At 40.0% G+C, this 24,734-nt stretch carries 23 protein-coding genes; 14 read left to right on the top strand and 9 right to left on the bottom strand.

Annotated features, from left to right (window positions below; all coding sequences use genetic code 11):
• Positions 1-314: 314 nt before the first annotated feature.
• Together AC2CZC_RS25070 and AC2CZC_RS25065 are read right to left on the bottom strand one after the other, a co-directional pair.
• Positions 315-596: a GIY-YIG nuclease family protein gene (locus tag AC2CZC_RS25070; protein ID WP_484585084.1), complete on the bottom strand. Its 282-nt coding sequence runs from the start codon at positions 594-596 to the stop codon at positions 315-317.
• A 738-nt stretch (positions 597-1,334) separates the two neighbouring features.
• Positions 1,335-3,245, bottom strand: a complete 1,911-nt coding sequence (locus AC2CZC_RS25065; RefSeq protein ID WP_484585083.1) for a S9 family peptidase — start codon at positions 3,243-3,245, stop codon at positions 1,335-1,337.
• Positions 3,246-3,597: 352 nt separating this feature from the next.
• On the opposite strand from AC2CZC_RS25065, the gene AC2CZC_RS25060 reads away from it, so the two are divergent.
• Positions 3,598-3,966 (top strand): hypothetical protein, encoded by a 369-nt coding sequence (locus AC2CZC_RS25060; RefSeq protein ID WP_484585082.1) that lies wholly within the window; start codon positions 3,598-3,600, stop codon positions 3,964-3,966.
• A 331-nt stretch (positions 3,967-4,297) separates the two neighbouring features.
• Here AC2CZC_RS25060 and AC2CZC_RS25055 read toward each other — a convergent pair whose 3' ends face one another.
• Together AC2CZC_RS25055 and AC2CZC_RS25050 are read right to left on the bottom strand one after the other, a co-directional pair.
• Positions 4,298-4,444 (bottom strand): hypothetical protein, encoded by a 147-nt coding sequence (locus AC2CZC_RS25055; RefSeq protein WP_155731810.1) that lies wholly within the window; start codon positions 4,442-4,444, stop codon positions 4,298-4,300.
• Between the two features lie 128 nt (positions 4,445-4,572).
• Positions 4,573-4,722 (bottom strand): hypothetical protein, encoded by a 150-nt coding sequence (locus AC2CZC_RS25050; RefSeq protein ID WP_155731811.1) that lies wholly within the window; start codon positions 4,720-4,722, stop codon positions 4,573-4,575.
• A gap of 319 nt (positions 4,723-5,041) precedes the next feature.
• Between AC2CZC_RS25050 and AC2CZC_RS25045 the strand changes: the two genes are divergently transcribed.
• Positions 5,042-6,160, top strand: a complete 1,119-nt coding sequence (locus AC2CZC_RS25045; RefSeq protein ID WP_484585081.1) for a DUF1570 domain-containing protein — start codon at positions 5,042-5,044, stop codon at positions 6,158-6,160.
• 126 nt (positions 6,161-6,286) lie between these two features.
• Here AC2CZC_RS25045 and AC2CZC_RS25040 read toward each other — a convergent pair whose 3' ends face one another.
• Positions 6,287-6,592, bottom strand: coding sequence for a hypothetical protein (locus AC2CZC_RS25040; RefSeq protein WP_484585080.1), 306 nt, complete (start codon positions 6,590-6,592; stop codon positions 6,287-6,289).
• A gap of 112 nt (positions 6,593-6,704) precedes the next feature.
• Between AC2CZC_RS25040 and AC2CZC_RS25035 the strand changes: the two genes are divergently transcribed.
• From AC2CZC_RS25035 to AC2CZC_RS25025, 3 genes are all read left to right on the top strand, one after another.
• Positions 6,705-7,595 (top strand): LysR substrate-binding domain-containing protein, encoded by an 891-nt coding sequence (locus AC2CZC_RS25035; protein WP_484585079.1) that lies wholly within the window; start codon positions 6,705-6,707, stop codon positions 7,593-7,595.
• A gap of 409 nt (positions 7,596-8,004) precedes the next feature.
• A complete protein-coding gene (locus tag AC2CZC_RS25030; protein WP_484585078.1) occupies positions 8,005-10,794 on the top strand; it encodes a tetratricopeptide repeat protein in 2,790 nt (929 codons plus the stop codon).
• A gap of 378 nt (positions 10,795-11,172) precedes the next feature.
• On the top strand, positions 11,173-12,333 hold the full coding sequence (locus AC2CZC_RS25025; RefSeq protein ID WP_484585077.1) for a hypothetical protein: 1,161 nt from the start codon (positions 11,173-11,175) through the stop codon (positions 12,331-12,333).
• A gap of 63 nt (positions 12,334-12,396) precedes the next feature.
• Here the strand turns inward: AC2CZC_RS25025 and AC2CZC_RS25020 are convergent, their stop codons facing one another.
• The 3 genes from AC2CZC_RS25020 to AC2CZC_RS25010 form a co-directional block, all read right to left on the bottom strand.
• Positions 12,397-13,815, bottom strand: a complete 1,419-nt coding sequence (locus tag AC2CZC_RS25020; RefSeq protein WP_484585076.1) for an EAL domain-containing protein — start codon at positions 13,813-13,815, stop codon at positions 12,397-12,399.
• A 162-nt stretch (positions 13,816-13,977) separates the two neighbouring features.
• Positions 13,978-14,409: a BLUF domain-containing protein gene (locus tag AC2CZC_RS25015; RefSeq protein ID WP_484585075.1), complete on the bottom strand. Its 432-nt coding sequence runs from the start codon at positions 14,407-14,409 to the stop codon at positions 13,978-13,980.
• A gap of 113 nt (positions 14,410-14,522) precedes the next feature.
• Positions 14,523-14,957 (bottom strand): hypothetical protein, encoded by a 435-nt coding sequence (locus tag AC2CZC_RS25010; protein ID WP_484585074.1) that lies wholly within the window; start codon positions 14,955-14,957, stop codon positions 14,523-14,525.
• 310 nt (positions 14,958-15,267) lie between these two features.
• On the opposite strand from AC2CZC_RS25010, the gene AC2CZC_RS25005 reads away from it, so the two are divergent.
• From AC2CZC_RS25005 to AC2CZC_RS24965, 9 genes are all read left to right on the top strand, one after another.
• The gene (locus AC2CZC_RS25005; RefSeq protein ID WP_484585073.1) at positions 15,268-17,508 is read left to right on the top strand and encodes an ATP-binding protein; all 2,241 of its coding nucleotides are present in this window, start codon (positions 15,268-15,270) and stop codon (positions 17,506-17,508) included.
• A 153-nt stretch (positions 17,509-17,661) separates the two neighbouring features.
• Complete coding sequence (locus AC2CZC_RS25000) at positions 17,662-18,171, top strand: DUF2938 family protein (RefSeq protein ID WP_484585072.1); 510 nt, start codon at positions 17,662-17,664, stop codon at positions 18,169-18,171.
• 90 nt (positions 18,172-18,261) lie between these two features.
• Complete coding sequence (locus AC2CZC_RS24995; RefSeq protein WP_484585071.1) at positions 18,262-18,756, top strand: cupin domain-containing protein; 495 nt, start codon at positions 18,262-18,264, stop codon at positions 18,754-18,756.
• Between the two features lie 126 nt (positions 18,757-18,882).
• On the top strand, positions 18,883-19,902 hold the full coding sequence (gene ltaE / locus AC2CZC_RS24990) for a low-specificity L-threonine aldolase (RefSeq protein WP_484585070.1): 1,020 nt from the start codon (positions 18,883-18,885) through the stop codon (positions 19,900-19,902).
• A gap of 301 nt (positions 19,903-20,203) precedes the next feature.
• A complete protein-coding gene (locus tag AC2CZC_RS24985) occupies positions 20,204-20,812 on the top strand; it encodes a hypothetical protein (RefSeq protein ID WP_484585069.1) in 609 nt (202 codons plus the stop codon).
• A 192-nt stretch (positions 20,813-21,004) separates the two neighbouring features.
• Positions 21,005-21,151, top strand: coding sequence for a hypothetical protein (locus AC2CZC_RS24980; protein WP_484585068.1), 147 nt, complete (start codon positions 21,005-21,007; stop codon positions 21,149-21,151).
• A complete protein-coding gene (locus AC2CZC_RS24975; RefSeq protein WP_484585067.1) occupies positions 21,127-21,597 on the top strand; it encodes a hypothetical protein in 471 nt (156 codons plus the stop codon). Before AC2CZC_RS24980 ends, AC2CZC_RS24975 begins: the two co-directional genes overlap by 25 nt.
• A 198-nt stretch (positions 21,598-21,795) precedes the next feature.
• Entirely contained in the window at positions 21,796-22,491 is a 696-nt protein-coding gene (locus AC2CZC_RS24970) for an aspartate/glutamate racemase family protein (RefSeq protein ID WP_484585066.1), read from the top strand.
• A gap of 141 nt (positions 22,492-22,632) precedes the next feature.
• Entirely contained in the window at positions 22,633-24,327 is a 1,695-nt protein-coding gene (locus AC2CZC_RS24965; RefSeq protein WP_484585065.1) for a hemolysin D, read from the top strand.
• A 42-nt stretch (positions 24,328-24,369) separates the two neighbouring features.
• Here AC2CZC_RS24965 and AC2CZC_RS24960 read toward each other — a convergent pair whose 3' ends face one another.
• The gene (locus tag AC2CZC_RS24960) at positions 24,370-24,561 is read right to left on the bottom strand and encodes a hypothetical protein (protein WP_284020572.1); all 192 of its coding nucleotides are present in this window, start codon (positions 24,559-24,561) and stop codon (positions 24,370-24,372) included.
• Positions 24,562-24,734: the final 173 nt, after the last annotated feature.

Below are 24,734 nucleotides of genomic sequence, written 5' to 3'. Positions count from 1 at the left end.
GTAGTGTAACAAGCTGCGCTTAGCTCACCCTCGTCGTTGCGGGCTTGCCCCGCAATCCATGTTTGAGGGGATTATGGGCCCTGAAGCGAGTTCAGGGTGACGGGATTGGGGAGCGTGTTGTTGGTTTTAGTGAATTGCTTCTATTTGGCTGTACTTAGAGAGTTTAAAGAATCGGTGCTTTACTTATCCTCGTCGTTGCGGGCTTGCCCCGTAATCCATGTTTGAGAGGGTTATGGGCCCTGAAGCGAGTTCAGGGTGACGGGGTTGGGGTTAGTGTTGTTGGTTTTAGTGAGTAGAAACGGAAATATAGTCGGTTATATTTTGTGATATAGGTCTTGCCACTTAGGGTTAAACGACTCGATCAATTGAATTTTCCATGCTCTTTTCCAGTTTTTAAGTTGCTTTTCGCGTGCAATGGCTGTTGTGATTGAATCGTAGCATTCAAAATAAACCAAATTATGCACATTGTATTGGCTCGTAAAGCTTTTGGTTAAATTATTTTTATGCTGATATACACGCGTTTTTAAATCCCTTGTCACTCCGATATAAATGGTTCCATATGGTTTCGATGCAAGTATGTATACACTTGGTTGCATATTTCGCTCCTTGAAAATGTTGAGCATACTTGTTTGTGTGTATAAATTTCTTTCTATTTGAATGAGAAATTGACGCTGAAGCGAGTTCAGGGTGACGGATTTGGGGTTAGTGTTGTTGGTTAGAACAAGTTGCACTTTCTCACCCTTGTCGTTGCGAGCTAGCCCCGCAATCCATGTTTGAGGGAGTATGGGCCCTGAAGCGAGTTCAGGGTGACGTGGTTGGGGATAGTGTTGTTGGTTTAAGGGAGTTGCTGCTTGATTGTGCTTAGAGAGTTTAATGAATCAGCTCTTTGCTCACTCTCGTCGTTGCGGGCTTGCCCCGCAATCCATGTTAGAGGGAGTTATGGGCCCTGAAGCGAGTTCAGGGTGACGGGGTTGGGGATAGTGTTGCTGGTTATAACAAGTTGCGCTTAGCTCACTCTCGTCGTTGCGGGCTTGCCCCGCAATCCATGTTAGAGGGAGTTATGGGCCCTGAAGCGAGTTCAGGGTGACGTGGTTGGGATAGTGTTGCTGGTTATAACAAGTTGCACTTAGCTCACCCTCGTCATTGCGGGCTTGCCCCGTAATCCATGTTTGAGAGGGTTATGGGCCTTGAAGCGAGCTCAGGGTGACGTAGCTTGGTTAAGTAAGGGTGACTGGGCCTAAATCAGTACTACATATCCAAAACAGCAAAGCCCGTATTAATACGCGGGCTTTGCTTTCTTAACTGCTTGAGTAATTACAAGCAGTCTATCAAAACTACAGGTGTTGTTTTAAGAAATCGAGATAGGCTTGAGATGCTTCAATACGGTTTTGCTTTTTAGTAAAACCGTGGCCTTCGTCTTCAAATAACACGTATTCCACAGGCACATTATTACTGCGCACGGCTTCTACTAACTCATCACTTTCTACTTGCAGTACGCGAGGGTCGTTTGCACCTTGTACGACTAGAAGTGGTTTAGTGATGTTTTTAGCGTGAAATAAAGGCGAGATGCGGCGCAGTCTTTCGCCGTCCACTGCAGGGTCACCAAGTTCTTCGTAAAGTGATTTTCTAAAAGACTCCCACCAAGGCGGAATAGACTCTAGTGTTCTTACCCAGTTGGTTACACCAAAAATGTTAATCCCAACCTTAAATTCTTCTGGCTCAAATGCCAGCGCAGCGGCTGTCATGTATCCGCCGTAGCTGCCTCCCATGATCCCGATGCGTTCAGGGTCTACCCAGTCAAGTTCTTGTAAATACTTTTTACCCCAGACGATGTCTTGTAGGTCGTCTTCACCATGGCGTTTGTCATCTAGGTGGAAGAAGGTTTTACCATACCCAGAGCTGCCTCTGTTGTTAACGGCAAATACGGCATAGCCTTGGTTTACCAAGTGCTGTGTACGTGCACTGTAACCTGTTCGACTTTGCCCGCCTGGACCGCCGTGGACAAAAATCATGGCTGGGACTTTGTTTGTCGCACTGGCTAGTTTGGGCTTATAAAGCACGCCCGGGACTTCAAGGCCATCAAAGCTATTAAATCTGGCAATGGTGCTCTCGACTAGGTGATCTGGATTAATTTTATCACTGAGTGTAGATGTCAGCTGTTTAACTGAGTCACTGCCTACTTGCCAAACAAATAAGTTGTTTGGCGCTGTATCTGAGTTTAAGTGAAAAGACATAAGCTTTTCATCGGCTGAAAAGTTTACTGCCTTAATACTGCCGGCAGGTAGCTTAGGCAGTTTGATATCTTTACCCGTTTTTAAATCTGTGACTGTCACCTTCATGCTTGAGTCTTCGTTAACGCCGACAACACGGTATCTATCTGAGTCAGAGAAGTATAAAAACCTGACATCCCACTCTTTTTCAATGTAGGGCGTATGCTTTTGTGTGGCAATTTCATAGCGCCACATTTGGTAAAACTCACCATGAGCATTGGTGCCGTAGTACAGATATTTATCATCTTTAGAGAAACCAGAGGCTGAAAACTGTGCCTCATGAGGCACATTTGAGATTTCAATCAGTGGCGCGTCTGGCTTTTTCAAATCGAGTAGGAATAGATCTGTGTCTTTGTTGCCTTGATTCTTCCAAAGCGCGAGATAGCGTTCGGTTTTACTTAAGCTTTGTACATTTAAGTTCTGCTCATTTCTATATACGAGTTCACTCTCATAGGTTTTGGAATCGTAGCGATACAAATCCATAAATCGCTCGTCGCGCTTATTACTGAGCACATAAAACTGCTTGCCGTCTTGAGAAAACCCAACGAAGTTTGCTTTGACTTTCTCACCTGGGGTGAGGTCTTTAATTTGACCATCCTCATGTCTAACAAACAAATGAAAGCGCTCATTCCCCTGATTGTCTCGGGTGAATAAAATGCGATTATCATTAGGGAAGTATCTAATTGGATACGTTGTTTCAGAAGACTGAGTTAATTGGGTTTTGTTGCCTGATTTAACGTCAACCTCGTATAGGTTTAACACCCCGGGCTTGTCAGAGCTGATAAGGACTTTCTGAGCATCAGCCCTAAAAGCACTGCCCATTATACGGGTCGTATCAAAAAATGTTTCTGCCGAATAGGTATTAAAGTTTGCGACTGCTTGTGTGGCTACTGGTGCACTTGATTGTTGGCCTGTCTGGTTACATGCAGTTAAGCCTGCAACCAACGCACATGCGATGAGTGATCTTTTTAGCATAATTTTCCTTATTTTAGTTTTTCAACGCGCTCAATCACGAGAGGTTGTCCTTATATAACACGTCTTTTTGATGAAATACGACAAAAAGGCTTCATATATCTGTAAAAATATAAAAAAAATCATGTTTAAAGGGAGATCATTGGGTGATCTTGTCAATGGCAGAGGCTTTATACCTGTGATGTTGGTTAGTGAACATGTAGTTTGGTTAAAAGTTGTTTAAGTTGTTTATCTTTTGAGGCAAAGGAATGTGTGGTTCAACGAGTACTTCAACGGTGAAGTTTGTAATAACAAGCATTAATAACTATTTTTAGTTAAATAATACAGGTGTTTATCTAAGTCTTATGGAGAAACTATGAACCTGATAGTGCGCTTTTGCCTGTCTATATTTATAGTGATCACAGTGTTTGTGGTCTCAGCGACAGCGGCTGGGCTTGTTGCTGAATTTTTTGGTTTGTGGAAAAAGCCAATAATTGGTGCTATGTCGGCGGCTTGTGTGGTGTTTACGGGTTATGTCACTGCGCCTCAATACAAATTGATCTGTGCAGCTATTTGGTTAGCCGTAGGTGCTGTTGCGGCATGGGTTTTATCTAGTGTGTTTATGTATGCTGAAGATGCAGCGACTCAGGTTCCGTTATTAATCACCTATGCAAGCGGAACGTTTAGCTTAATGACATGCCGAGTTTGGCATAAAAGACAAAAGCAGCAAGCCCTGATGAAATGAGCATTTATAGTTAAAAATGTATTCCGGTTTAGAGCTTACTAAATTCAATAAAGGATTGTGTATTTAGCTTGGCTTCTTGCTTAAGTTTACTTAATGGTTTTGTGGTGTATAACACCTTATTCAGTTTTATTCCAATATAGTCTTATCTAGTTATTTCTTTAGCTTTAAATTACTAACCCGTATCCTAGTCGTTTATGTGCTTAAAATTTAACTAGGTGCTGCTATGAGGGGATTTACAAAAAAATTTAAAAGGTAAGCTGAGTAAGTGGGGCTTTATTCTTATTTAAAAGGCCAAGTGCGAACCACTTAGCCTAAATACATAGTTTTGTAATTATACTATGATAGGGCAAGTTTCACATGAGTTACCTCTGTAAGATTCAGAAGTACCACCTGCTACTAGAGGTGTTGCTTCTGCCGGTAATGCTGCCTTGTTTTGTGATAGTTGTTTTAGCGGCTTTTTGTTTAACTTAACTTTCATTTTTAATTCCTTTATTAATGTTTTTATTGTAGCTAGGTGAAAATAGTAAAGCTTAAAAAATGAAAAAGCTTTACGCTTATTTTAAAGGCCAAGTATGATTGACTTAGCCTTAATCTATAGCCCTATTACTATACTAAGATAGGGCAAGTGGTACATGAAGTGCCCCAAAACGTATTATAGGAAGTACCACCTGCTACTTGAGGTGTTGCTTCTGCTGGTAATGCTGCTTTGTTTTGTGATAGTTGTTTTAGCGGCTTTTTGTTTAACTTAACTTTCATTTTTAATTCCTTTATTTATGTTTTTATTGTAGCCATGTGAAAATAACAAAGGTTTAAAAAATATTCAATAGGTTAATTTTTTGTTTTTTAAGGCGTGGAAGGGTAACTTTTAACTTGCAGCTAATCTATCTCAACTCTTGAAATCCATTTATATAAACAGACCATCTAGTGGGCATAATTGTCTTTTGAGCAGAGAGTTATTTTTATATTTTTGATAATGCCAAGCTCAATAATAAGGTTGGCCCTTGGCTTTGATGGTTTAAATCACTTAACATTGAGTGTGCATGTAAGCATAAAATCTAAAGGAATGAAAAATACGATGAATACATGGATGGGCGTCATTTTGAAAGCCAGTGCTGTCTGTTTGCCTGTACTGTTATATTTATTTTTCGATGGTCGTCAATTCTGGCTTACCGACTTCCTTTCAAACGCTTCACAAGATATTGCCGTTGACAGTACTTTGCAAACAACAAGTGCTGAGTTAAAACAAACAGCTAATCCTAAACCACACATTACACGCCACAGTCCTGTGGCACATTTGGATAATTTAAGGCGCTTTGGTTCTTGTCAAACTGATATCGGCAGGGCAGTCAAATACCGGGTAGAAAATGGGATTTATACTTGGGTGGATAGTAAAGGGGTCCGAAATTATTCCGATAAAAAGCCAAGTCAAGGTGCGACTGCTTATCAACCCCAAAGTGGTGTTGCACTTGATTACTTTGAGTTAGAAATTTCAGGTGGGGCAATATCAAATCAATTTAGAAATAAACTCAGATCTAAACTCAAGTCAGTATTTAGGGGTTATACCAGTCTTTTGGGTTTAAGTGCGATGCGCAAAGTAAAGCTCAAGATTATTGTGTTGCCGACAAGAGGGGCCTATGAACGTGTTGTTAGAAATTTCGGGGGAGATCCGACTGGCAATGTCGGTGTTTATTTTGGTATCAGAAATACAGCGTTATTAGAGCAACGGTCGTATGAAGCGACTATGCGTACAGCGGTCCATGAAGCTGTGCATGCAATTAACCAAGCAGTTATCGGCTATTCACCACGTTGGTTGAATGAGGGACTTGCGGAGTATTTTGAGTCTATAGATGTCTCTATGCAGGTTGGTAAAGTTTCATCTTTCGACCATGTATCTCGAAATGGGTCTTTGCAAGGACAAGTGATGAGTCCTCATCAATTGATGGAGGCTGAAACGAAATGGCGCTCATTAAAACCTGATATATTATACAGGAGTAGCTGGGCATTTGTGTATTTTTTAATGTCTTCTAATCATGGAAAAGCGAGCTTAAAACAGCTGATGTTGCTCGAGCAGTCAGAGCCTTGTGGTGTTCTTGATAGCGCACAGGTTCGTTCTATTTTTAATAATCATTATCCAACTCTGAACCAAACATTCTCTTCGTTTATTAACCTTGACATCAAGCCTCACCGGCTTTGATGACAAAAGTCGAGAAAGTAAATTAATAGATTTTTATGTGGCTCAAAAAGGTCAAAGGCTTTTAAATCTTGGTTGGGATTCAAAAGCCGTTCGTTTAATAGGTTATGGGTTAGCTGTTGGCATGCTTCAAAGCAAACTTAAAATATGTCTGGCACGTTTTCTTCCAAGGCAGCTTGTTACTGGCTGTTTTGAAAATGAGTATGCGCTGACTTCTAATTGCTCGCTTTGATGTAGTTGACCCTTATCATACACCTGTACTCGACAGGTCATTTTGTTTTGCTCTTCTGAATAAATGAGCTCCACTCTTTCGGCTTTCATAATTAAGTTTTTATAGGGGTAACCCGCATCTGTAAATATCCTCTCTACTTCTAGCTGTTCAGCACTTGATGAAAATGTTACCAATAAAAATGTCAGTATAATTGCGTATTTCATGATAAAGACTCCCTTTGTCTCTGATTTTCGAGTTAAGTATTAAGTGCATTCATAAAACTGACAAATGAGAAATTGTGAACCATAGTTAAGTTTTTCTTAAGCATAAAAGATAATGAAAGTCCCCCCATTAAAAGGTCTTTGGTATTTTAAAACAGCGGCTCAATTAGGCAGTTTTAAACAAGCTGCAGAAGCTTTATTTGTAACACAAGCCGCTGTTAGTCAGCAGATCAGAATTTTGGAGCAGCAGCTAGGCTGTACATTATTTGAAAGACAAACTCGACGTGTTTTATTGACGCAACAAGGGCAAGACTTGTTGCCATTTTTACATAAAGGTTTTGGGCAGATAGAAGTGGGTTTATCAACTCTCAAGTCTGATCCGAATCCAAGTACCATTAATTTATCGGTCTTACCTTCATTTGCCACATGCTGGCTATTACCGAGGTTGACCAGTTTTAACTCGGCTTTACCTGATTATCAATTGCGTATAGATCCAACAGAGCAACTTGCTGACTTTAAACATGAGGGTATAGATATTGGGATCCGCTTTGGGCTGGGTGAGTATCCTGGATTGAAAAGTGAATTGATTGCGCAAGATGAGTTGGTTATTGCGTACCGCCCAGGCGTGATTGACCCTAACCAACCTATCCAACCGCAATTAGCTAAGCTCAACTTTATTTATGATGAAGGACGTGACAATAAGCTGGCTTGGCAGAAGCTAAGCAATCAATTGGGGCTTGAAGGGCATACCTTGAGCAATTTGAAAATTGATAATGCCGCATTGGTGCAGCAAGCGACAGTGGCAGGGCAAGGGTTTTCATTGTTGCGAAAACGCATGGTGGCCCAATCGGTAGAAATGGGGCAGCTGGAGATCTTCCCCGACTTTGCTTTTCCCTGTGAATATAGTTACTACCTTGTGGCGCCCGCAAATCATTTTGAATGGCCAAAACTACAAGCTTTTCGTAATTGGATCATTACTGAATTGAATGATATCGCACCGGGCTGAGTAATATAGGTGGAAAATACTGTTTAAAGTTTGATGGGAGTAGGCTCTGACTCAAGTTCAGAGTTACGAGTGCGTGGCTCTTACGATTGGAGCTGAAATGGAGGGGCGGTACTATTGTTTTGGTGGAACAGAGCGGGGTTGGACGTTTTGAGTTCGTATCACTGCTTGTTGTTTATAGCCGTTTAGCTAATAGCGTTTTCATCACTTTGGGCTTGTCTCACATTGGGGAGTTGTGTGCAGGATGAACTTCGAAGCGAGCGCACGGCTGATTGCAAGCCTGCAAGTGACAAGGCATTAAGTTACAATTTAATACCAATAATATGAACCTTGTCTAAAATTATTAATTGCGGCTGATTCATTACAGCCTTTGAATACACTCTTCAAGATCAGATTCTCTATGAAGCTATTAATGATATTTGTTTTTCTCACGCTTTTAATTGGGTGTAAATCTTCACAAAAAAGCACAAATGCCCATCTTTTGCTTTTTCAACCGGATGAAATATCGAGTGATGTGCTCAGAGCGCAAAGCTATCTTTTGTTGTCACAAGAAGCGGCTAGGTTAAAAGATTTTGAGTACCAGTTCGAATTACTTAATGAACTGGCAGAATATCAGTATGGCCCAGCTCAGTTAGCGATCGCTAAAAGCCTTCTACAGGGGCGAGGCAAGGATTATGTCGACGGGACTGCATTAGAGTGGGCCACTAAGGCTGCTGCTAGGGATTACTCTCCGGCCATCTTATTTTTGGCAAAATGGTATCGTTTTGGCGGTCAAGGTGTAAAAGTTGATCTGAAAAAAGCAATGGATTTATATGCTAAGGCGATTGAATTAGGTGAACTATTTGCAGCAACCGAGTTGGGATACATTTTTGTTCGACATTGGCGAGAAGAAAAGGGTTATGAAACCGCGCAGCAGTTATTTGCGAGTGCAGCTTATCACGGAGATGTTAAAGCGCTGTGTGGGTTGGGCATCGTATACCGTGAGTCAGAGCAACTTAAAAATCTAGAAAAAGCCGCTGAGTACTTTCAGGTAAGTTACTCTCGAGGCTACAAAGATTGTGCTTTTGAATTGGGCTATTTACATCATCGAACCAAGCTTCAAACAGAACTGGCAAAGTATTGGTATGGTATTGCTGCCAAGCAGGGCTCAGCTGATGCGCTCAACAATTTGGGCATGATGTACAACAATGGTGACGGTGTCGCTGTTGATTATGTACTGGCGCGTTCTTATTTTGAACAAGCTATCGAATTGGGAAGTAAATTAAGTTTTGGCAACTTAGGAAGTCTGTACGAATCGGGTAATGGCGTTAAACAAGATTATTCTAAAGCTATCTCTTTGTATCAACAAGGTGCCGAGCATCAGGATGCTCAGTCTATGCATAATTTAGGCACTTTGTATGAGTCGGGCACTGGTGTTGATAAAAACAGAGACCTTGCAATCTCTTTATTTGAACAGGCCGCCAATTTAGGGAATCGATTTTCGGCATATAAGCTTGCGAATGCCTATTTTTATGGTGATCAAAAAACGCAAAGTAACGAGCTGGCTTTTGAATTCTATTTAAAATCCGCGCAGGCAGGATTTGCGCCCGGATTTTGTCAGGCTGCAGAAGTTGCACTTAATGAAAGTTGGACGGTAGCTAAGCCTTATTTTTATCAGGGCGCGCAGCTTGGTCAAGCCAGTTGTATCACAAACTTAGTGCGCGGTATGCGTATCAATAAAGAGCAAGACCTGCCTATTGTTTCGATGCTCCAAAAGCTGGCATATAAAGGAAACAAAGCTGCGTATGAGCAGCTAGGGGATATTGCTCGAAATGGTGATTTTGGTGAGCCCGCGAGCTTTGAAAAAGCAAAGTTGTATTATTTAAAAGCGGGTGGACTCGGCCTTGGTGACGCCCTCGCAAAATTAGGCTTTTTATATGAAGAAGGCGAACTTACTGAGCAGGATTTAGGTATGGCAATGTCGCTATACAAGCAGGCCGCTAAGATAGGATCAGGAGAGGGGAAAAATAACCTAGCAACATTTTTTTTAAATGGCGTGGTGGTTAAAAAAGATCTAAATAAAGCGATACAGCTGTATGAGCAAGCTGCAAAAGACAACAATGTATCGGCAATGATAAATCTTGGAGACATATATTTTGCTCAAGGCACAAATGAGGCTATCAATGACGCGTGTAGTTTGTATAAAAGTGCAGTTGAATCTGGTGCTGATAGGGCTGCATTACAATATAGCCGCTGCATTCTTAAGCAAAAAGGAGATGTTGACGCCGCATATAATTTATTAGATGAACACAGAGGACTCGCGTGTAATTTGTGTGTGATCAAACAAGCTGAGATGATTTTGACTAAGAAAGTAACTGATAAGACTTTGTCAGATGCACTCACCTTGTTACAAAAAGCAGTAAAGAATGGTAATGCTGTTGCTGCATTTGAAATAGCGAGACTCTATGAAAATGGCACTATCGAACCTCCCAATATGTTGCTAGCCTTTGATTGGTATAAAACGGCAGTCATGTTAGGAGAAATTGATGCACTTAATAAAATTGCCGAATTCTATTGGCTGGGAAAAGGCGTTGATAAAAGTCAACACAAAGCCATAGAAGCAATATCTCGCTTAGCCAAAGCGAAAAAGTTTAATGTCGCATCCTTTTTAGGCGAGCATTTCTACTACGGCGTGAATGTGAGTAATGACTTTAGTAAAGCTCGGTATTACTTTACACAGGCAGCTGAACAAAACGACGATATTGCTCTGAACGCATTAGGCGTCATTTATCGAGATGGTTTAGATGTTGAGGTCAATACAGATTTAGCACTTGGATATTTTAAACGCTCCGCCATGCTTGGGTTGGCAGATGCCATGTATAATTTAGGTGCTTTAAACTTGCAATTAAACCATGAAAAACGAGGACTTGTTTGGTTGCAGCGTGCTGCGGATAAACAGTATGTAAAAAGTTATTTATTGCTTGGCGACTATTATGCAAAAAGAGAAAGCAATGTTGAGTCAGTTCGTTTAGCGGTTAAATGGTTAAAGCTGGCTGCTAATGAATCTGAGCTTGATGGAATGTATAAGTTAGCAATGTTACTAAAAAAGCAGAACAGGAACATATACTCACCAGAAGCTAAAAAGTGGCTAAGGGCAGCAGCATCAGCCGGTCATCAAGGCGCTGCATCTGAGCTAAAAGCATTTGAAAGTAACATAAAGTAAGTATATGGCTATACGAAAATACATTAGGGTAATGCTGTAAATAGGCACGAAGGTTTTTATTACGATGCTATTTTTATTTGGTTTATAAATATAAGCCTATAGACAAATTTCACTTTCTGATAATACCGGAACCAGCAATTATCATGTTAATTATATTAGCTTGAACTATTACTTTTTTGCATCTCATAAATATATCGTATTATGCATTTACTGTACTTTTTTTCGTTAAATATTTCTTTTTTTTGTCGTTTTGGTAACGGTGCGTTATTTTTTTGTGTAAATAAGATATTCAGTCATGTATCATATTAAAAAAAACATAAAGTTACGTGGCTTTAAGGATTGTAAAGCATTAATAAAGTTATAGATGAGCTGTCTTTTTTGTCAGATGAACAGCATGACCCATTTTATATCGAGGGATATATTATTGGCTTGGGTCTAACGCCACAAACCGTATTACCCAGCTTATGGATCACAAAACTTTTAGGTGAAGAAAACACCGATCTAACTTTACGCTATAGTGCTTTATTGCGGTTTTATCATGCCTGCATGGACAGGGTATTGCGTGGGGATTTTTCTTTACCTGAGGAGTGTAACCTCACAAAGGGCAGGCTTGGGCAGGATCTACTCGCGGACAAGCCGTTGCCAAATTATTGTTCGGGTATGCTACAAGCGCTCAGTTTTATCGAAAACATTGCATTAAGTGATAAGCAAAGTCATCAATTAAGTGAGCTAACCAAAAAACTTATGGGCTTTAAAAGCTACTTAAGCGCACAGAGTGTATTCAACACCTGTGATGATTTCGCTGACTCGGTTATATTTGCTTTTCAGAATTTAGAGTCCTGTATTAGTAAGACGGCATATGAAATGCGCTTCTCTGAGGAATGCATAGCTGAAGCCGATGAAATAAGTACGCAGCCTAATTTTGACCGCAAGAAAATTGAGACTCATCTTAATGATATTTTAAGTAGTGATAGTCCTTCAACACTTAAATTCATTCATGAATTGATCACTGTAATTGAACGTGAATTAATCACTGCTAGCTTTATCGAGCAATATGCGAGTGAATTAGAGTGCCTAGATGAAGTACAGCCTTATCTCATATTGAAAGCTAGAAAAGCACAGGTCCATTATAATTTAGATGACTTTGAATCTGCAAAAATTGAGCTTGAGACTCTACTGCAATTGGCACCAAGTGATTATTATAACAATCGCTACCAATTATGTAATTGTTATATCAGGCAAAAAGACTGGGAAGCCGTAAATCGAGTTTTATCTAAATTTGGCAAAGATGATTTCGCTGCTAGTGCTACGCGTCTATTATGTAACTATGCTCAACATGGTAATAACCCGGTTTCGATTGCTTTAAAGCAAGACACAAAAAGGTTATTTCCAGAAATCATAAATCTTGCGGTGAGTAGTACGCTTAGTGATAGCAGCCATGGTTCAGGTGCTTTTAAAGAATATATCAATAAAGGTGGTTTAAAGGCTTGGCGCTCTGTGGAGGGCAGCTTGTTTTGGCTTAAGGCAGATGAAAAATAAAGCCAGTATACGCTCATAACATGAGATGGCGACTGGCTTTGTTTTAGGACTTATTCTTGTAATTTACGCAGCGTCTTGTTCTTGTGATAAAAATTCGTTCATTGTGAGCGGAACAGATGCAAAATACCCTTGAATATACACATTCGGAAATCTTTTCATATATTCATATTGAAAGCGGTTTTCTACGCCTTCTACAATCACTGTTTTTCTACTTTCTTGAGCTGTTTTTATAATGGCATCTAGTCTTGGTGCTTGAGCTGTTTTGTCTTTTACATTAGCAATGAAGTTTTTATCAACTTTCACAGAGTTAAAATAGCGACTTGTTAATAGTTCATGGCTACTTTCCCCTTTGCCAAAGTCATCTATCGCGAAACTAAAGCCAAGATTTGACATTTTTCTTAATGTGTTTAATGCGTTTTGACCGAGTTTTAATTCCCCACCCTCAATTAACTCAAATGTGATAAATGCTGCAATTGAAGGGGTATCTCTAATCACTGTTTTTAAATAGTCTAGCAAACTGTCATCTTCTAAAAGCTGGGCCGAAATATTCATATGTATTGGCTTTAGCTTCTCATGGGCATCCAGCTTTATTTTGAGCATGGTATAGATTTGGTTAATTACAATTTTTGTAAGCTCACTGTGTAATTCAGGTTTGTCTTCAATCATCGGCATGAAAGCTTTAGGGCCTAAATTTTTTGTATTTCTCCAGCGAACAAGTGCTTCGTAGCGTCTTGGCTGATCTATGTTTGTTGTTTTGAATATAGGCTGAAATACAAGGTAAAAGTCATCCGGATTAAAAGAAATGCTGTTCATAAGCTTTAACAGCACATGTTTTCTGTACATTTCTGCTTGATAAAGTTTCTCATTATGGAAAAAAGTGCCTGTTGGCGACTCCAGTGCGTACTTCATTGAAAAAGTTAATCTTCTTTGCACCTTATCTATACCATATAGCGATGATTGCCCAGTTAGGCTCATTGAAGAAATCGCGTAATCAATGGGGACTTGGGTGTTATTGACCCATACCTGTTTTGGCAGTTTTTCTAGGATCTCTTTTTGCTTTTCTTCAGCTTCTTGTTGATCTGAACCAGTATCATGAGTAACAAACGCCATCACCATAAAATCTGAGTCATGCAGTGCCAAAGCAAAAGGTTGGCAGGATTTTCCAACCTCTTTGAATAGCTGCTGCAAAGTTTCTTGGTTGCTCTCTATGGAGTCGAAGACTGGCGTTTTACCTAGCTTGATTAATGACACATGAAACTTAGAGAACTTTCTATCTACCTTCATGAGCTTTTGCATAAAGAATAGGTAGTTAGGTATGTCACTTGTGCCATGATACAAAACGGATTTGCTCAGTGCGTCTTTTGCTTTTTTGAGTTCATTTAAGACCTTTAAATCCTTCTTACGCAGCTGATTTGTTCTTGTGAGCGCAATAAGGCTCAGTACGGCAATGACGATTGCGATGCTTAAATATATATTGTCCATAAAAGATAAATAGTTGAGAAATGTACATTACGGATTAAAAAACAGAAAAATGGACGAAATATGTGTTTTTCCGGTATTTGACAACTTTTTACATTACAGTCAATTACACAAGGTCTGTCTTAACGTGATAAATTTGTGCTAAAACTGCAATATTGTAAGGCGTTAGCTGCCAAAAGAACGCTTGATGTGCTCTTCTATTTCAAATTCGTGGTTGCGAAATGATTTTAGGAGCTTATAGCTCAAAGGCAGCCGGCGGTGGGGGCGAGATTCTCTCACCTTACGATATGATGGGCTTTTGTCTAGATCTATCAGCCCCATCGCCCATTTTCTAAAGTTGCGCTTTTCAATTGGGTTGCAAATAAGTGCTTCTACTGCTGTGTGTCTTTTATCTTGTTTTATATGCTCAAATAGCTGTTCTACTTTTAGCTTCTCACCTTCAATGACCTGCATAAAATGATGCGTGTCGTAAAGCAGCATACCAGAGATACTTTTTAACTGATTCGCACAAGCGCACTGTTTTCTGAGAGACTCCAACTCTTGCTCACTCATTGGAGTTGTAACAGTACTAATATAGATAAGCTCAATTAATTCCATAAGACGATTGAGTTTGTTGCGGTATTTGAAAGATAGTCACAAACTGCTCGGTTCGCACTAAAATTGGGGAGATTTATTGTTTTAAAAAATTGAGGGCGAACCCTCAACTTTATCTAAAGGCCTATTTTGTGTGAAACAGTGACTTCACACGGTGCAGAGTTTTGGCCAAATGCTGATTGTACGAATAGTTGATCACCAGGTTTTAAGTTAGATAATATTAACTTAGTAGTGTCATAGCGGCGTTTCGCAACTTGATCATCCCATACAGTTGAAGCGTCTTTATTTACATCATAATAGATGCGACAACCACCTGTTAATCCATCATTTGTTACCCAATCAAAATTGATGTTGTAGTTTGAAATACTGTAATTAAACTTAGCGTTTCGGTTTTGTCCGTAACTATCAGTGATATTAATGTATGTCCACCTTGCTTGCGGTACACCCGGGCGAGGCTTTTCGGTAACACTAACACCCAAATTTGAGTCTGCATAAGCAGTAGAGGCTGCTGAAAACGCAGCAATGACCAGCATGATTTTTGTAAATTTCATTATTAAATTTCCTTTTAGTTTTATGTTTTTGGATGGTGAATATGATTTTATTAATTTTCCCAAAAACAGAAGCTAGGCTAGCATGGATGTATTTATTTTACATTAAATTAATTTTAACTTTTTGTTTTCATTTTAAGGTGGGTATATTTGACGACAACTGTAGTCTAAGTGGATAAATGCGTTATCAGTTTCATGACGGAATAAAGCAGTAATTTATTGAAGTTTATAGTATTCCATCTTTACTTTAACAAGCCTTTCTCCTACTTTTTGAGTAGTAACAACTTCGACTAAATATAAAGGTGGGGCGTTAATGCTAGTGCTATCTACCCAGACAATACTATTGATGTGTGCTGTGGGGATTGTTGCCTCTGCGACTGCGCTGACCTTTTTATGGATGGCAAACCGAGATATCAAAGCAACCGTATTTTGGGCTGTTGGCCCATGGTTGCTTGTTGCTAATTTTGGTTTGTTTGCGGCGCAAAATGCCTTGCCTTACTTTTTTAAACATATAGCCTCCAATTTATGTGGCCAGCTTTCGCTGATAATGATGCTAGTTGGTTTGTATTACGCTGTTGATAAGCGACCGCCATGGGAGAGACTGGCCGCATATTTATTTGGTTTTGTTGTGTTGATAACGATTTTTACTTTTTGGCACGACTCTTATGTATACCGTTTAAAGCTGGCTGTTTTCACTATTTTATGCACATCTATTTGGATGGTTAAGGTGATGCTTGAGCACCGCAGGAATAGGTTTGAAGTATCTGGGGCACTCGTTGTTTTGGGGTTAGGCTGTTTAAACACCGCTGGGATATTTAGAATTAGTGCGCCAATTAGTGATGGTGCGATGAATATTCTGACGGACACTAGCGTTTATATACAGTTGTTTTTTATCACGATCATGGTGGCGCAATTAATATTTAATTTTGGCTTTGCGATTATGGTCGGTGAATTACATAACTTTGCAAACAAGCAGGCGCAGCAAGCGCTGTTAAATACAAATCATGAATTGGCAATAGCGAAAAAAAGAGCAGAGGAGGCATCTCGTCATAAGTCTGAATTTTTAGCGAATATGAGCCATGAGATCCGTACACCAATGAATGGTGTGATAGGTATGTTGGACCTAATAGAAAAAGAGGGGCTTAGCGAAGTTCAACATAACTACGTAATCACAGCAAAGTCGAGCGCAGATTCATTAATGGTTGTTATCAACGATATTTTAGACTTTTCTAAGATAGAAGCTGGTCGACTCGAGATTGAAAAGGTCGAATTTGATGTGGTGACGCAAAGTGCTGCCTTAGTGCAAACGCATGCACATGCGGCACATAGTAAAGGCATAGAATTGGTTCTCGAGACCGAGCATGTCAATAATCGCTGGCTGGTTGGTGACCCTGTTAGATTTAAACAAGTGCTGGGCAATTTGATCGGTAATGCTTTAAAGTTTACGAGTGAAGGTGAAGTCGTTGTTACGCTCAGAACTGAGCCAAAAGCTGAGCAAGTTAGGTTGATAGGCGAAGTGACAGACACCGGCATAGGTATTGAACAAGAAAAGCAACAGAAGTTATTTCAGTCATTTTCACAGGTTGATGCGACTACAACCAGACGTTTTGGTGGCACAGGCCTTGGTTTAGCGATTGTTAAAACCTTATGCCAGCTAATGGGAGGAAATGTTTCAGTCCAAAGCAAGCTAGGGGTGGGAAGCACTTTTCATTTTGAAGTCCTATTACAGCCGACTCCGCGTGAATCGACGCCACTGCCTGTGCAATTTAATTCAGTCATTATTGCTGAAAGTTGTGTTACGACTGCCAACATTTTGAAAAGCATGATGAGCAAACAAGCAAAGTCGGTTGAAGTGGTAACGAGTTTTGAAGATCTAAAATTGAGTGTAAATGATGAGACAGATCTTGTTGTGATCAGCCATTTAGTAGCGGGTAAAAAAGCTGAGCGCTGGCTGAAAAAGCTTAAAATTGATAGGCCGATCACTGCAATTATTTTAACTTTACTCAATGATTTAAAAAGTAGTCAGCACTATCAAGACCTTGGGTTTACACGTCGTTTCACTAAGCCTTTTACACAAAATGACTATGAGCACTTTTTGCAGTCTTTGAGGAAGGGGCAAGATAGTGTTCAAAGTATGGAGGAGGCACTCACTGCTTTTTCGGGTGAGTGGGTGTTGCTTGTTGAAGATAATCCAGTTAATCAGCTAGTTGCCAAAAAAATGCTGACCACTTTGGGGCTGAAAGTGGAGATGGCAAATAATGGTCAAGAAGCGATTGATAAGCTGGTAGTGTGTGAAAACCCATATAAATTGGTTTTGATGGATTGTCAGATGCCTTACATGGATGGGTTTGAGGCAACAAAGCTGATTAGAGAAGGAGAGGCAGGCAATAAATTTAGAGCAATCCCTGTTTTGGCATTAACGGCAAATGCCATGAAAGGGGACAGAGAGGCCTGTATTGAGGCAGGTATGAATGACTATATTACCAAACCCATACTGCTTGAAGATTTAACTCAGTCATTGTCTCAGTTTCTCTCTCCTGAAAAGGCACTTTGAATTATATTTTGACTTCTTTCAATCTATTTTATTAACAATCTACAGTTGTTTTTATTTCTCATTATTTTTCAATTTTCCCTCTTGACCTCAAGTCGACTTTAAGTGGCATAGTTTTCCAATCATTTTGATTTTTGTGTTTATTTGGAGATACATATGTACATGGGAGAAAGTGCACTTCATCTTATTGGTTTGTCGTTGTTTTTGGGAGTTGGCGCGACTTTATTTATGGATATTTGGAGTGTGTTTGTAAAGCATGTTTTTAACGTGCAACCATTAAATTATGCATTGGTAGGGCGGTGGCTGGGGCACTTGTTATACGGTCAAGCGGTGCATGTGAATATCGTAAAAGCCATGCCAAAGCAACATGAAAGCGTAATTGGATGGACCGCACATTATGTAATTGGTGTCGTTTTTTCGCTTATCTTCATTCTCTCTTCATTGTGGATACACGTGTCCCTGCTCAGCTCTGTAGGCGCTATTCTGTTTGGGGCACTCACTGTTATTTTTCCATATTTTATCATGCAGCCTTGCTTTGGCATGGGGATCGCGGCAAGTAAAACGCCACAGCCAAATAGCGTGCGCCTGAAAAGTCTTATGGCTCATGTGTCATTTGGTGTTGGTTTAAGCCTCTCGTTATTTTTTATCACCGTGATCTATCAATAGCGGTTAAGCGGTGCTTATTGGGCAGATAGTAAATCTGCTTGGCGATACATATCTGTTTTTAAATACGTTTTTAGTAAAAAGGATTACATAATGAAAAAAGAAAAAAATCACATTATCGTGAATTACCCTCATAGCGGACGTTATCTTGCGTCTGCGGGTAATTTGTATCGGATAATGATTGATGCAGAGCAAACTGAGGGACGGTTTTCTCTAATTGAGTCGCTGATACAGCCGGGACAAGGCGGCCCATTTCATACGCACGCCAATGAACAGGAATCATTTTTAGTGATCAGTGGGACTTTAACTATATTTGACGCCGAGCAAAGTTATCAAGCAACGCCTGGTACATTCGTTTTATGTCCTGCAGGTACGACACGGGGTTTTAGAAATGATACCGAGGAGGAAGTAAAAGTATTGATCTTATACACCCCTGCAGGTATTGAAAAAATGATAAAGATTGAAGGGGAAGAGTTAGAGCAGGTTGAAGATTATCAGACGAATAGAGAAGGGCCACTTTCCTGTCCAGTTCTTAATCAAGAATTTGGTATTGTAGAAGACAAACAGCCACTTCCAAGTCCAATGTAAACGATACAGGTTACATGGCTTTACTTATTGGGCAGTTAGGTCTTTTTGCGATTTATTTGTCAGCTTAGCGTGGTATATTCGTCATTGAATATATCACAAATCTTAGACCCTAATTAAGGAAGCTGCATGATTGATTTTCGCTCAGATACAGTGACACAGCCTTGTAAAGATATGAGGCGATTAATGAGTAATGCCATGGTTGGTGATGATGTATATGGTGATGATCCCACGGTGAATGAGTTGGAACAATATAGTTGTGTCAAACATGGTTTTGAAGCATCTTTATTTGTAAGCTCGGGGACGCAGGCGAATTTATTGGCAATTCTTGCGCATTGTGACAGAGGCGATGAATATGTGTGCGGCCAAAATGCACACAACTATAAATATGAGGCGGGTGGGGCTGCTGTACTTGGCTCGGTACAGCCTCAACCTATTGAGAATTTGCCGGATGGGAGTATTTGCTTAGATAAAGTAGTCGCTGCAATTAAGCCAAATGATTTCCACTTTGCTCGGACAAAAATGCTGAGCTTGGAAAACACCATAGGCGGTAAAGTTTTAAGCCTTGATTATCTAAAAGAAGCCAGAGCATTAACGAAAAAGTACGCATTAAAACTGCATCTAGATGGTGCCAGAGTGTATAACGCAGCAGTTGCATTAGATGTTGATGTGAAAGAAATCAGTCAGCACTTTGACTCTATGACGGTGTGCTTATCAAAAGGGCTGGGGGCGCCTGTTGGGTCATTATTATTGGGTGATAGAGAGTTTATTGAAAAAGCGAGGCGTTTGCGAAAAATGTTAGGTGGAGGGATGCGCCAAGCGGGGATCTTGGCTGCTGCGGCGATCTTTGCACTTAAAAATAATGTAGCTAGATTAGCAGAGGATCATGAAAACGCGCGATATTTAGCACAGCGTATTAACGAACTACCAGGCTTTAATAGCTCTGGATATGAGGTGCAAACTAACCTTGTATTTTTAGACGTAGACAGCAGTGTGGATATGCAGGCGTTTGCTGAGATGATGTTCAGTAAAGGAATTAATATTACCCCAGGCTATCAAGGTATGCGCTTTGTGACTCACTCTGGCATCAATAAAGATAAAATAGACGTCTTTATTGATGCAGCAAAAACCTACCTTTTAGCACGCTAATCTACAGCGTTAATGGCTGTGAGGCTGCGTATATTCAAGTGTCTTCCATAGCCTTGTCTAGTAAATTGATAAGGCTTTTTATTCTTAAATCTCGCTAACCATATGATACTTAAAATTAAGTTTGAGAGTTCTGTGTGTTGTTAGACTTTTATCTCCTCATTGCTATGTAAATGAATGTAAATGCAGTGTCTGAAAAATGCCAATCTTTGTCTGAATATTGATGTGCTTTACAACAGTTTAAAACGGCTTTTCGGTATGCGCTTAATTAAAATTTCCATATTGTTTTATGGAGGCATACATAATGAAAAAGGCATTTATCTTGTCAGCACTGGCGGCTTTGAGTCTCAATGTTCAAGCGACAGATTTAAGTAAAACGTACCTAGAAATCGGATACTCAAAGTCAGATTTTAAAGAAGAAAAATACTTTGATAAAACTGACTACGACTTAGTGGGTCATCAGCTGGGTTTAAGCTATGAGTTTGAAAACGGTATATATGCAGGACTTCATACTAAAAGACACCGAGAAACATTTCTAGTTGACTTGTTTGACCAAGACGTAGAGCTTGATGAAAATCTAATTGAACTGGGTTACGTTGCGCACGAAGCTCAAAGTGGTCGCTTCTCTATAGGTGCTTTTATTGGTGCTTTAGACTTGAGTGTTGAAGATAACAGTAATGATGCAGAACTGTATCGTGTTTATACTGAGTATGACCACCGTTTTAACCAGTATTTTTCTGCTTTTGCCAAGCTTGGTTATGAGTCTGTCGATGGTGAAGGCGCAAGCAGTGAAAATGGTCTTTGGACAGAAATAGGTATTAGAGCACATTGGGAGTCATCAAGCTTCTCATGGGAGTTTTCTCAGGGTGAAGTTGTTGAGCAAGTCGCTTTTGTCTACCGTTATTCTTTTTAATTAATAAAATGATTCTCTCTGGGACTGGTGTAAAAAGCTGGTCCATTTCCTATTTCAACAACTTCGGTACTTGTCGTCAATTCGAGAAGATGTTCAATTCTATAGCTTGATAATGATTGAGACATTTTGATACAGACCCTTTGCTTTATCTCCTATACCATTTTTGCAAGTGTTAGATGAAGGAATAAAGTAATGAAAAGTAAGCTATTTATAATGGTGTTGTCAGTTGTTGGGTTAAATGTACAAGCGGCTGAACTCAACAGACATTCATCGAGTTTGGTTACACACAAAGTGACTTTGGAGATAAATCGAAAGTGGAGCCTGATGGGATCCAGTTAGGTTTTGGCTATGAATTTGAGAATGGTATATACACAAGTCTCACAGTAAAACGCCAAGGAGATACGTTAGAAGGGGGCGTCAGTAAGTTTGATCTTGACCTAGACGAAAATTTATTTGAGCTTGGCTATATTGCCTATGAAACAAACAAGGGTAGGTTCTCGTTCGGTGCAGGTATCGGAGAAATGGATTGGGATATGCGCCATAGGAAATTAGAAGGTGATTTTTATCGCCTTTTTACTGAGTATGAGCACCGCTTTAATCAACATTTTTCTGGATACGCCCGTTTAGGGTATGAGTACTTTGACCCTAAAGGAGCAAAAAGTAATGACGGTGCATGGGCTGAACTTGGTGTGCAAGCACATTATGGCGATTCAAGTATTGTGCTGAGCTATTTTGATAGTGCGGATATGGATCAATTGGGTGTTACATATCGCTATTCTTTTTAGTAAAGCAGTTCAGCGGTGAAGCTGTGTTCCATGAATGCGGCTTTTTAGTATAACTAAGGTCGCTATAAAACTCTGAACATTGATTTATGTTTTTTTATTCATAGTTGAAATGTTTGCCATCCAATGTATACATATGGCACTAGCATTTTTAATGTGCTTTTCTAAGTACGCAATATGCCATATGCAGAAGGATAAAACATGAAAACAATTGGTTTACTGGGTGGTATGAGCTGGGAGTCAACAGCTAACTATTATAAGTATATTAATCAAAGTATTAAATCAAAGTTGGGTGGTTTGCATTCGGCTAAAATTGTGATGAAAAGCATTGATTTTGCCCCTATCGCAGAGCTGCAAAAAGCTAATGAGTGGAGCGTGATGGCTGAATTGCTCACCCAAGATGCCCAAGACATTGAACGTGCAGGGGCTGATTTCATCCTTATTTGCACAAACACAATGCATTTAATTTTTGATGAAGTACAGTCTGGAATTAATATTCCCCTCATCCATATTGCGGACCCAACTGGAGAACAATTAAAACAAGATGGAAAGCGCAAGGTTGGGCTGCTCGGCACGCAATTTACCATGTCTGAGCCATTTTATAGGGACAGGCTTAAAAATATATTTGATATTGATGTGATTGTGCCCGATGAGGATGACCAACAAGTGGTTCACGATATCATTTATAACGAACTGTGCTTAGGTGACATAAAGCCAGATTCTAAACGAGTGTATTTAGATGTTATTGCAAAACTTCAGTCACAAGGGGCTGAGGCAATCATCTTGGGATGTACAGAAATTGCCTTGCTTGTTAACGAAAATGATACAGAGATCCCACTCTATGATACGGCTATATTGCATGCAAGTAGTGCCGTCTCTGCTTCACTAACATCATGAATATACTTGCTTTATATAAATTCACTGTGCGATATGGAATGTTTTATATTTCTCTATTAATTTTAAGCAATATAAAATTCAAAAATTAGAGCTTTTATTTTAATTTTGTGTAAAAATTTACTCGTTTTAAAAGGAGTAATTATGAAATTAAAATATCTTTCATGTGTTGTGGCTGCTATGGTCACGAGTTCTTCAGCGTTGGCATTTACTCAATTAGGTGGTGCTGGCGCGATGCCAATTGGTCATGAATGGCTAACACGCACCTCTGCATTAGAGCTGATGGGGCAAGATACGCGAGTCAGCGATAGCCAAGATCCAAGGTTAAATTGGGATAATGGCTTAGCGAAATCTATTGAGCTAAACGTAGCACAACACGAAGTTGAAAGGATCTTATCTAACACAAACGATGACGGGACTTATTGGTCTGGTTATGATGCTATCTTTGCAGCCATTGTGGGTGAAAGATGGGTTGATATTGCTGGTTTTAATGTCACGAATGCCAGCGCTGATCCGACAGGGCCAAACTGCTTCAATGCCGTCGCGCAAGAGCCTGCGGATTTGCAGCAAGACCACTTTATGCGCCGTTATGACGACATTGGTGGTATTGGTGGAGTAAACGCAGCAAAGCGCGCGCAAATCCGGTTTATAAATCATTTTGTTAATGCCGCTACTGCCGAGTCTAAAAATATCAGAGTGTGGGATGGCGGCGGTTATGCTAAAGCGGTTGAAGTTGATCACAACTACTTTTTATTCGGCCGAGCCGTTCACTTGTTTCAAGACTCATTCAGTCCAGAGCATACGGTACGTTTAGCGGTTGATAATTATGAAAAAATTTGGCAAGTCAAAGCATACCTTTGCTCTGAAGGGGCTGAACAGCATACTCATGATACAAAAGAAGCAATTAACTACCAAAGCGGTGATGTAATCTGGAAGCCTGAGTCAAGAGGGCAAAGCGGCTGGCAGGTCTATAAGCCAAGCAATATAAAGCCGGTTGCTTTGGTGTCTTTAGAAGCCAGTAAAGATCTTTGGGCTGCATTTATCCGCACCATGGCCTTACCGCAAGAAGAGCGCAAAGCAAAAGCTCAGTTGGAGGCGCAGCAGCTGGTGGACAATTGGCTATCATTTGATGAGCAAGCCATGCTTAATTGGTATGATGATGAAGCAAAGCGTGACCATACTTATGTATTGGCACCGGGCGAGCAGGGCAAAGGAAAGTCTCTAATTGACTGCATGACTGAGCTTAAAGTCGGTACCACAGATCAGCTGGCCCGCGTCGCACAACTCGAAGAAGAACGAAGACACTGCTTGTATAATATTGAAGCTGAAGCGGGTTACGGTGATGTCAACGATCCATTGATTAATATGCCATATAATTGGAAGTGGAAATCTTTAACATGGAAAACGCCACCAGCGGATTGGCAGCCAAATCAGCTTGACGCAGATACTGGTGAGGTTGTTCATATCCATAATGCCAGAAACGGTAAAGCCATCGGTTCTCAAAGCAGTGAAGTGAAAAATGCGCTTTTATATGTTGAGCAGGCAACGCCAATTGACTTTATTTTGGTTAAAGGTGAAGGAGATGAGTCCTATTTTAGGACAAGGCAAAATGCAGAGTTGTTTTTAAGTTATAAAAACAACTTTACCGGTGATGCTAAGCTTTGGACGTCCCCTGACAAAGCCTCTTTTAATATTGAAACGTATGGCTCCCGCGTAAATTTGAAGAATGATTTTTGGCAGCAATATGTCTGGGCCGATATTGAGTCTGGTCAAGTGCATTTATCTCGTAAGGGAAATGCAAGCGACGAAAATGCGCAGTGGTTGTTAGTTAAACAATAATTTGAGTAAGCCCAAAGCAGTGATTAAGCTTTGGGCATTTAATTAATAGTAGAGAAATGAATCACAGTGGCACTGTGGATCGTCTTTGAGTAAATCAGCATGTAAATCTATCTTCCTTTGACTTCGTTCATCCCAAACCGTCACGACTTGATTACGTCTATCGACAATTAAAACCTCAACAGGGTGGTCTTGATATTCTAACCATTCACCTTTTTGTATGTCTTCAATATTCATTAATTTCACTCCAGCACTTGCGAAGCATAGTATTGAGCATCTTTATAATATTGCTAACAAGTGAACATCATTAAAATTTGCAAAGAGTATTACTTACCACTTTGTTACAAGATGAATGAATGCATTATGTAAAAAAGTGCATTAAGTACTTTTAAGTGTAGTTAGTAGAAAGA

The organism is Pseudoalteromonas sp. MMG033, assembly GCF_057197785.1.
The sequence above is the reverse complement of the archived record's forward strand: the minus strand, read 5'-3'. Positions and strand labels throughout refer to the sequence as shown.

Coding starts and splice junctions, on each gene's coding strand:
- AC2CZC_RS24985 (WP_484585069.1), top strand. CDS start 20,204: ATGAAAAAGGCATTTATCTTGTCAGCACTGGCGGCTTTGAGTCTCAAT.
- AC2CZC_RS25030 (WP_484585078.1), top strand. CDS start 8,005: ATGATATTTGTTTTTCTCACGCTTTTAATTGGGTGTAAATCTTCACAA.
- AC2CZC_RS25005 (WP_484585073.1), top strand. CDS start 15,268: ATGCTAGTGCTATCTACCCAGACAATACTATTGATGTGTGCTGTGGGG.
- AC2CZC_RS25000 (WP_484585072.1), top strand. CDS start 17,662: ATGTACATGGGAGAAAGTGCACTTCATCTTATTGGTTTGTCGTTGTTT.
- ltaE (WP_484585070.1), top strand. CDS start 18,883: ATGATTGATTTTCGCTCAGATACAGTGACACAGCCTTGTAAAGATATG.
- AC2CZC_RS25010 (WP_484585074.1), bottom strand. CDS start 14,957: ATGAAATTTACAAAAATCATGCTGGTCATTGCTGCGTTTTCAGCAGCC.
- AC2CZC_RS24970 (WP_484585066.1), top strand. CDS start 21,796: ATGAAAACAATTGGTTTACTGGGTGGTATGAGCTGGGAGTCAACAGCT.
- AC2CZC_RS25045 (WP_484585081.1), top strand. CDS start 5,042: ATGAATACATGGATGGGCGTCATTTTGAAAGCCAGTGCTGTCTGTTTG.
- AC2CZC_RS25020 (WP_484585076.1), bottom strand. CDS start 13,815: ATGGACAATATATATTTAAGCATCGCAATCGTCATTGCCGTACTGAGC.
- AC2CZC_RS24960 (WP_284020572.1), bottom strand. CDS start 24,561: ATGAATATTGAAGACATACAAAAAGGTGAATGGTTAGAATATCAAGAC.
- AC2CZC_RS25050 (WP_155731811.1), bottom strand. CDS start 4,722: ATGAAAGTTAAGTTAAACAAAAAGCCGCTAAAACAACTATCACAAAAC.
- AC2CZC_RS24995 (WP_484585071.1), top strand. CDS start 18,262: ATGAAAAAAGAAAAAAATCACATTATCGTGAATTACCCTCATAGCGGA.
- AC2CZC_RS25070 (WP_484585084.1), bottom strand. CDS start 596: ATGCAACCAAGTGTATACATACTTGCATCGAAACCATATGGAACCATT.
- AC2CZC_RS25065 (WP_484585083.1), bottom strand. CDS start 3,245: ATGCTAAAAAGATCACTCATCGCATGTGCGTTGGTTGCAGGCTTAACT.
- AC2CZC_RS25015 (WP_484585075.1), bottom strand. CDS start 14,409: ATGGAATTAATTGAGCTTATCTATATTAGTACTGTTACAACTCCAATG.
- AC2CZC_RS24965 (WP_484585065.1), top strand. CDS start 22,633: ATGAAATTAAAATATCTTTCATGTGTTGTGGCTGCTATGGTCACGAGT.
- AC2CZC_RS24980 (WP_484585068.1), top strand. CDS start 21,005: ATGAAAAGTAAGCTATTTATAATGGTGTTGTCAGTTGTTGGGTTAAAT.
- AC2CZC_RS25060 (WP_484585082.1), top strand. CDS start 3,598: ATGAACCTGATAGTGCGCTTTTGCCTGTCTATATTTATAGTGATCACA.
- AC2CZC_RS25035 (WP_484585079.1), top strand. CDS start 6,705: ATGAAAGTCCCCCCATTAAAAGGTCTTTGGTATTTTAAAACAGCGGCT.
- AC2CZC_RS25055 (WP_155731810.1), bottom strand. CDS start 4,444: ATGAAAGTTAAGTTAAACAAAAAGCCGCTAAAACAACTATCACAAAAC.
- AC2CZC_RS25040 (WP_484585080.1), bottom strand. CDS start 6,592: ATGAAATACGCAATTATACTGACATTTTTATTGGTAACATTTTCATCA.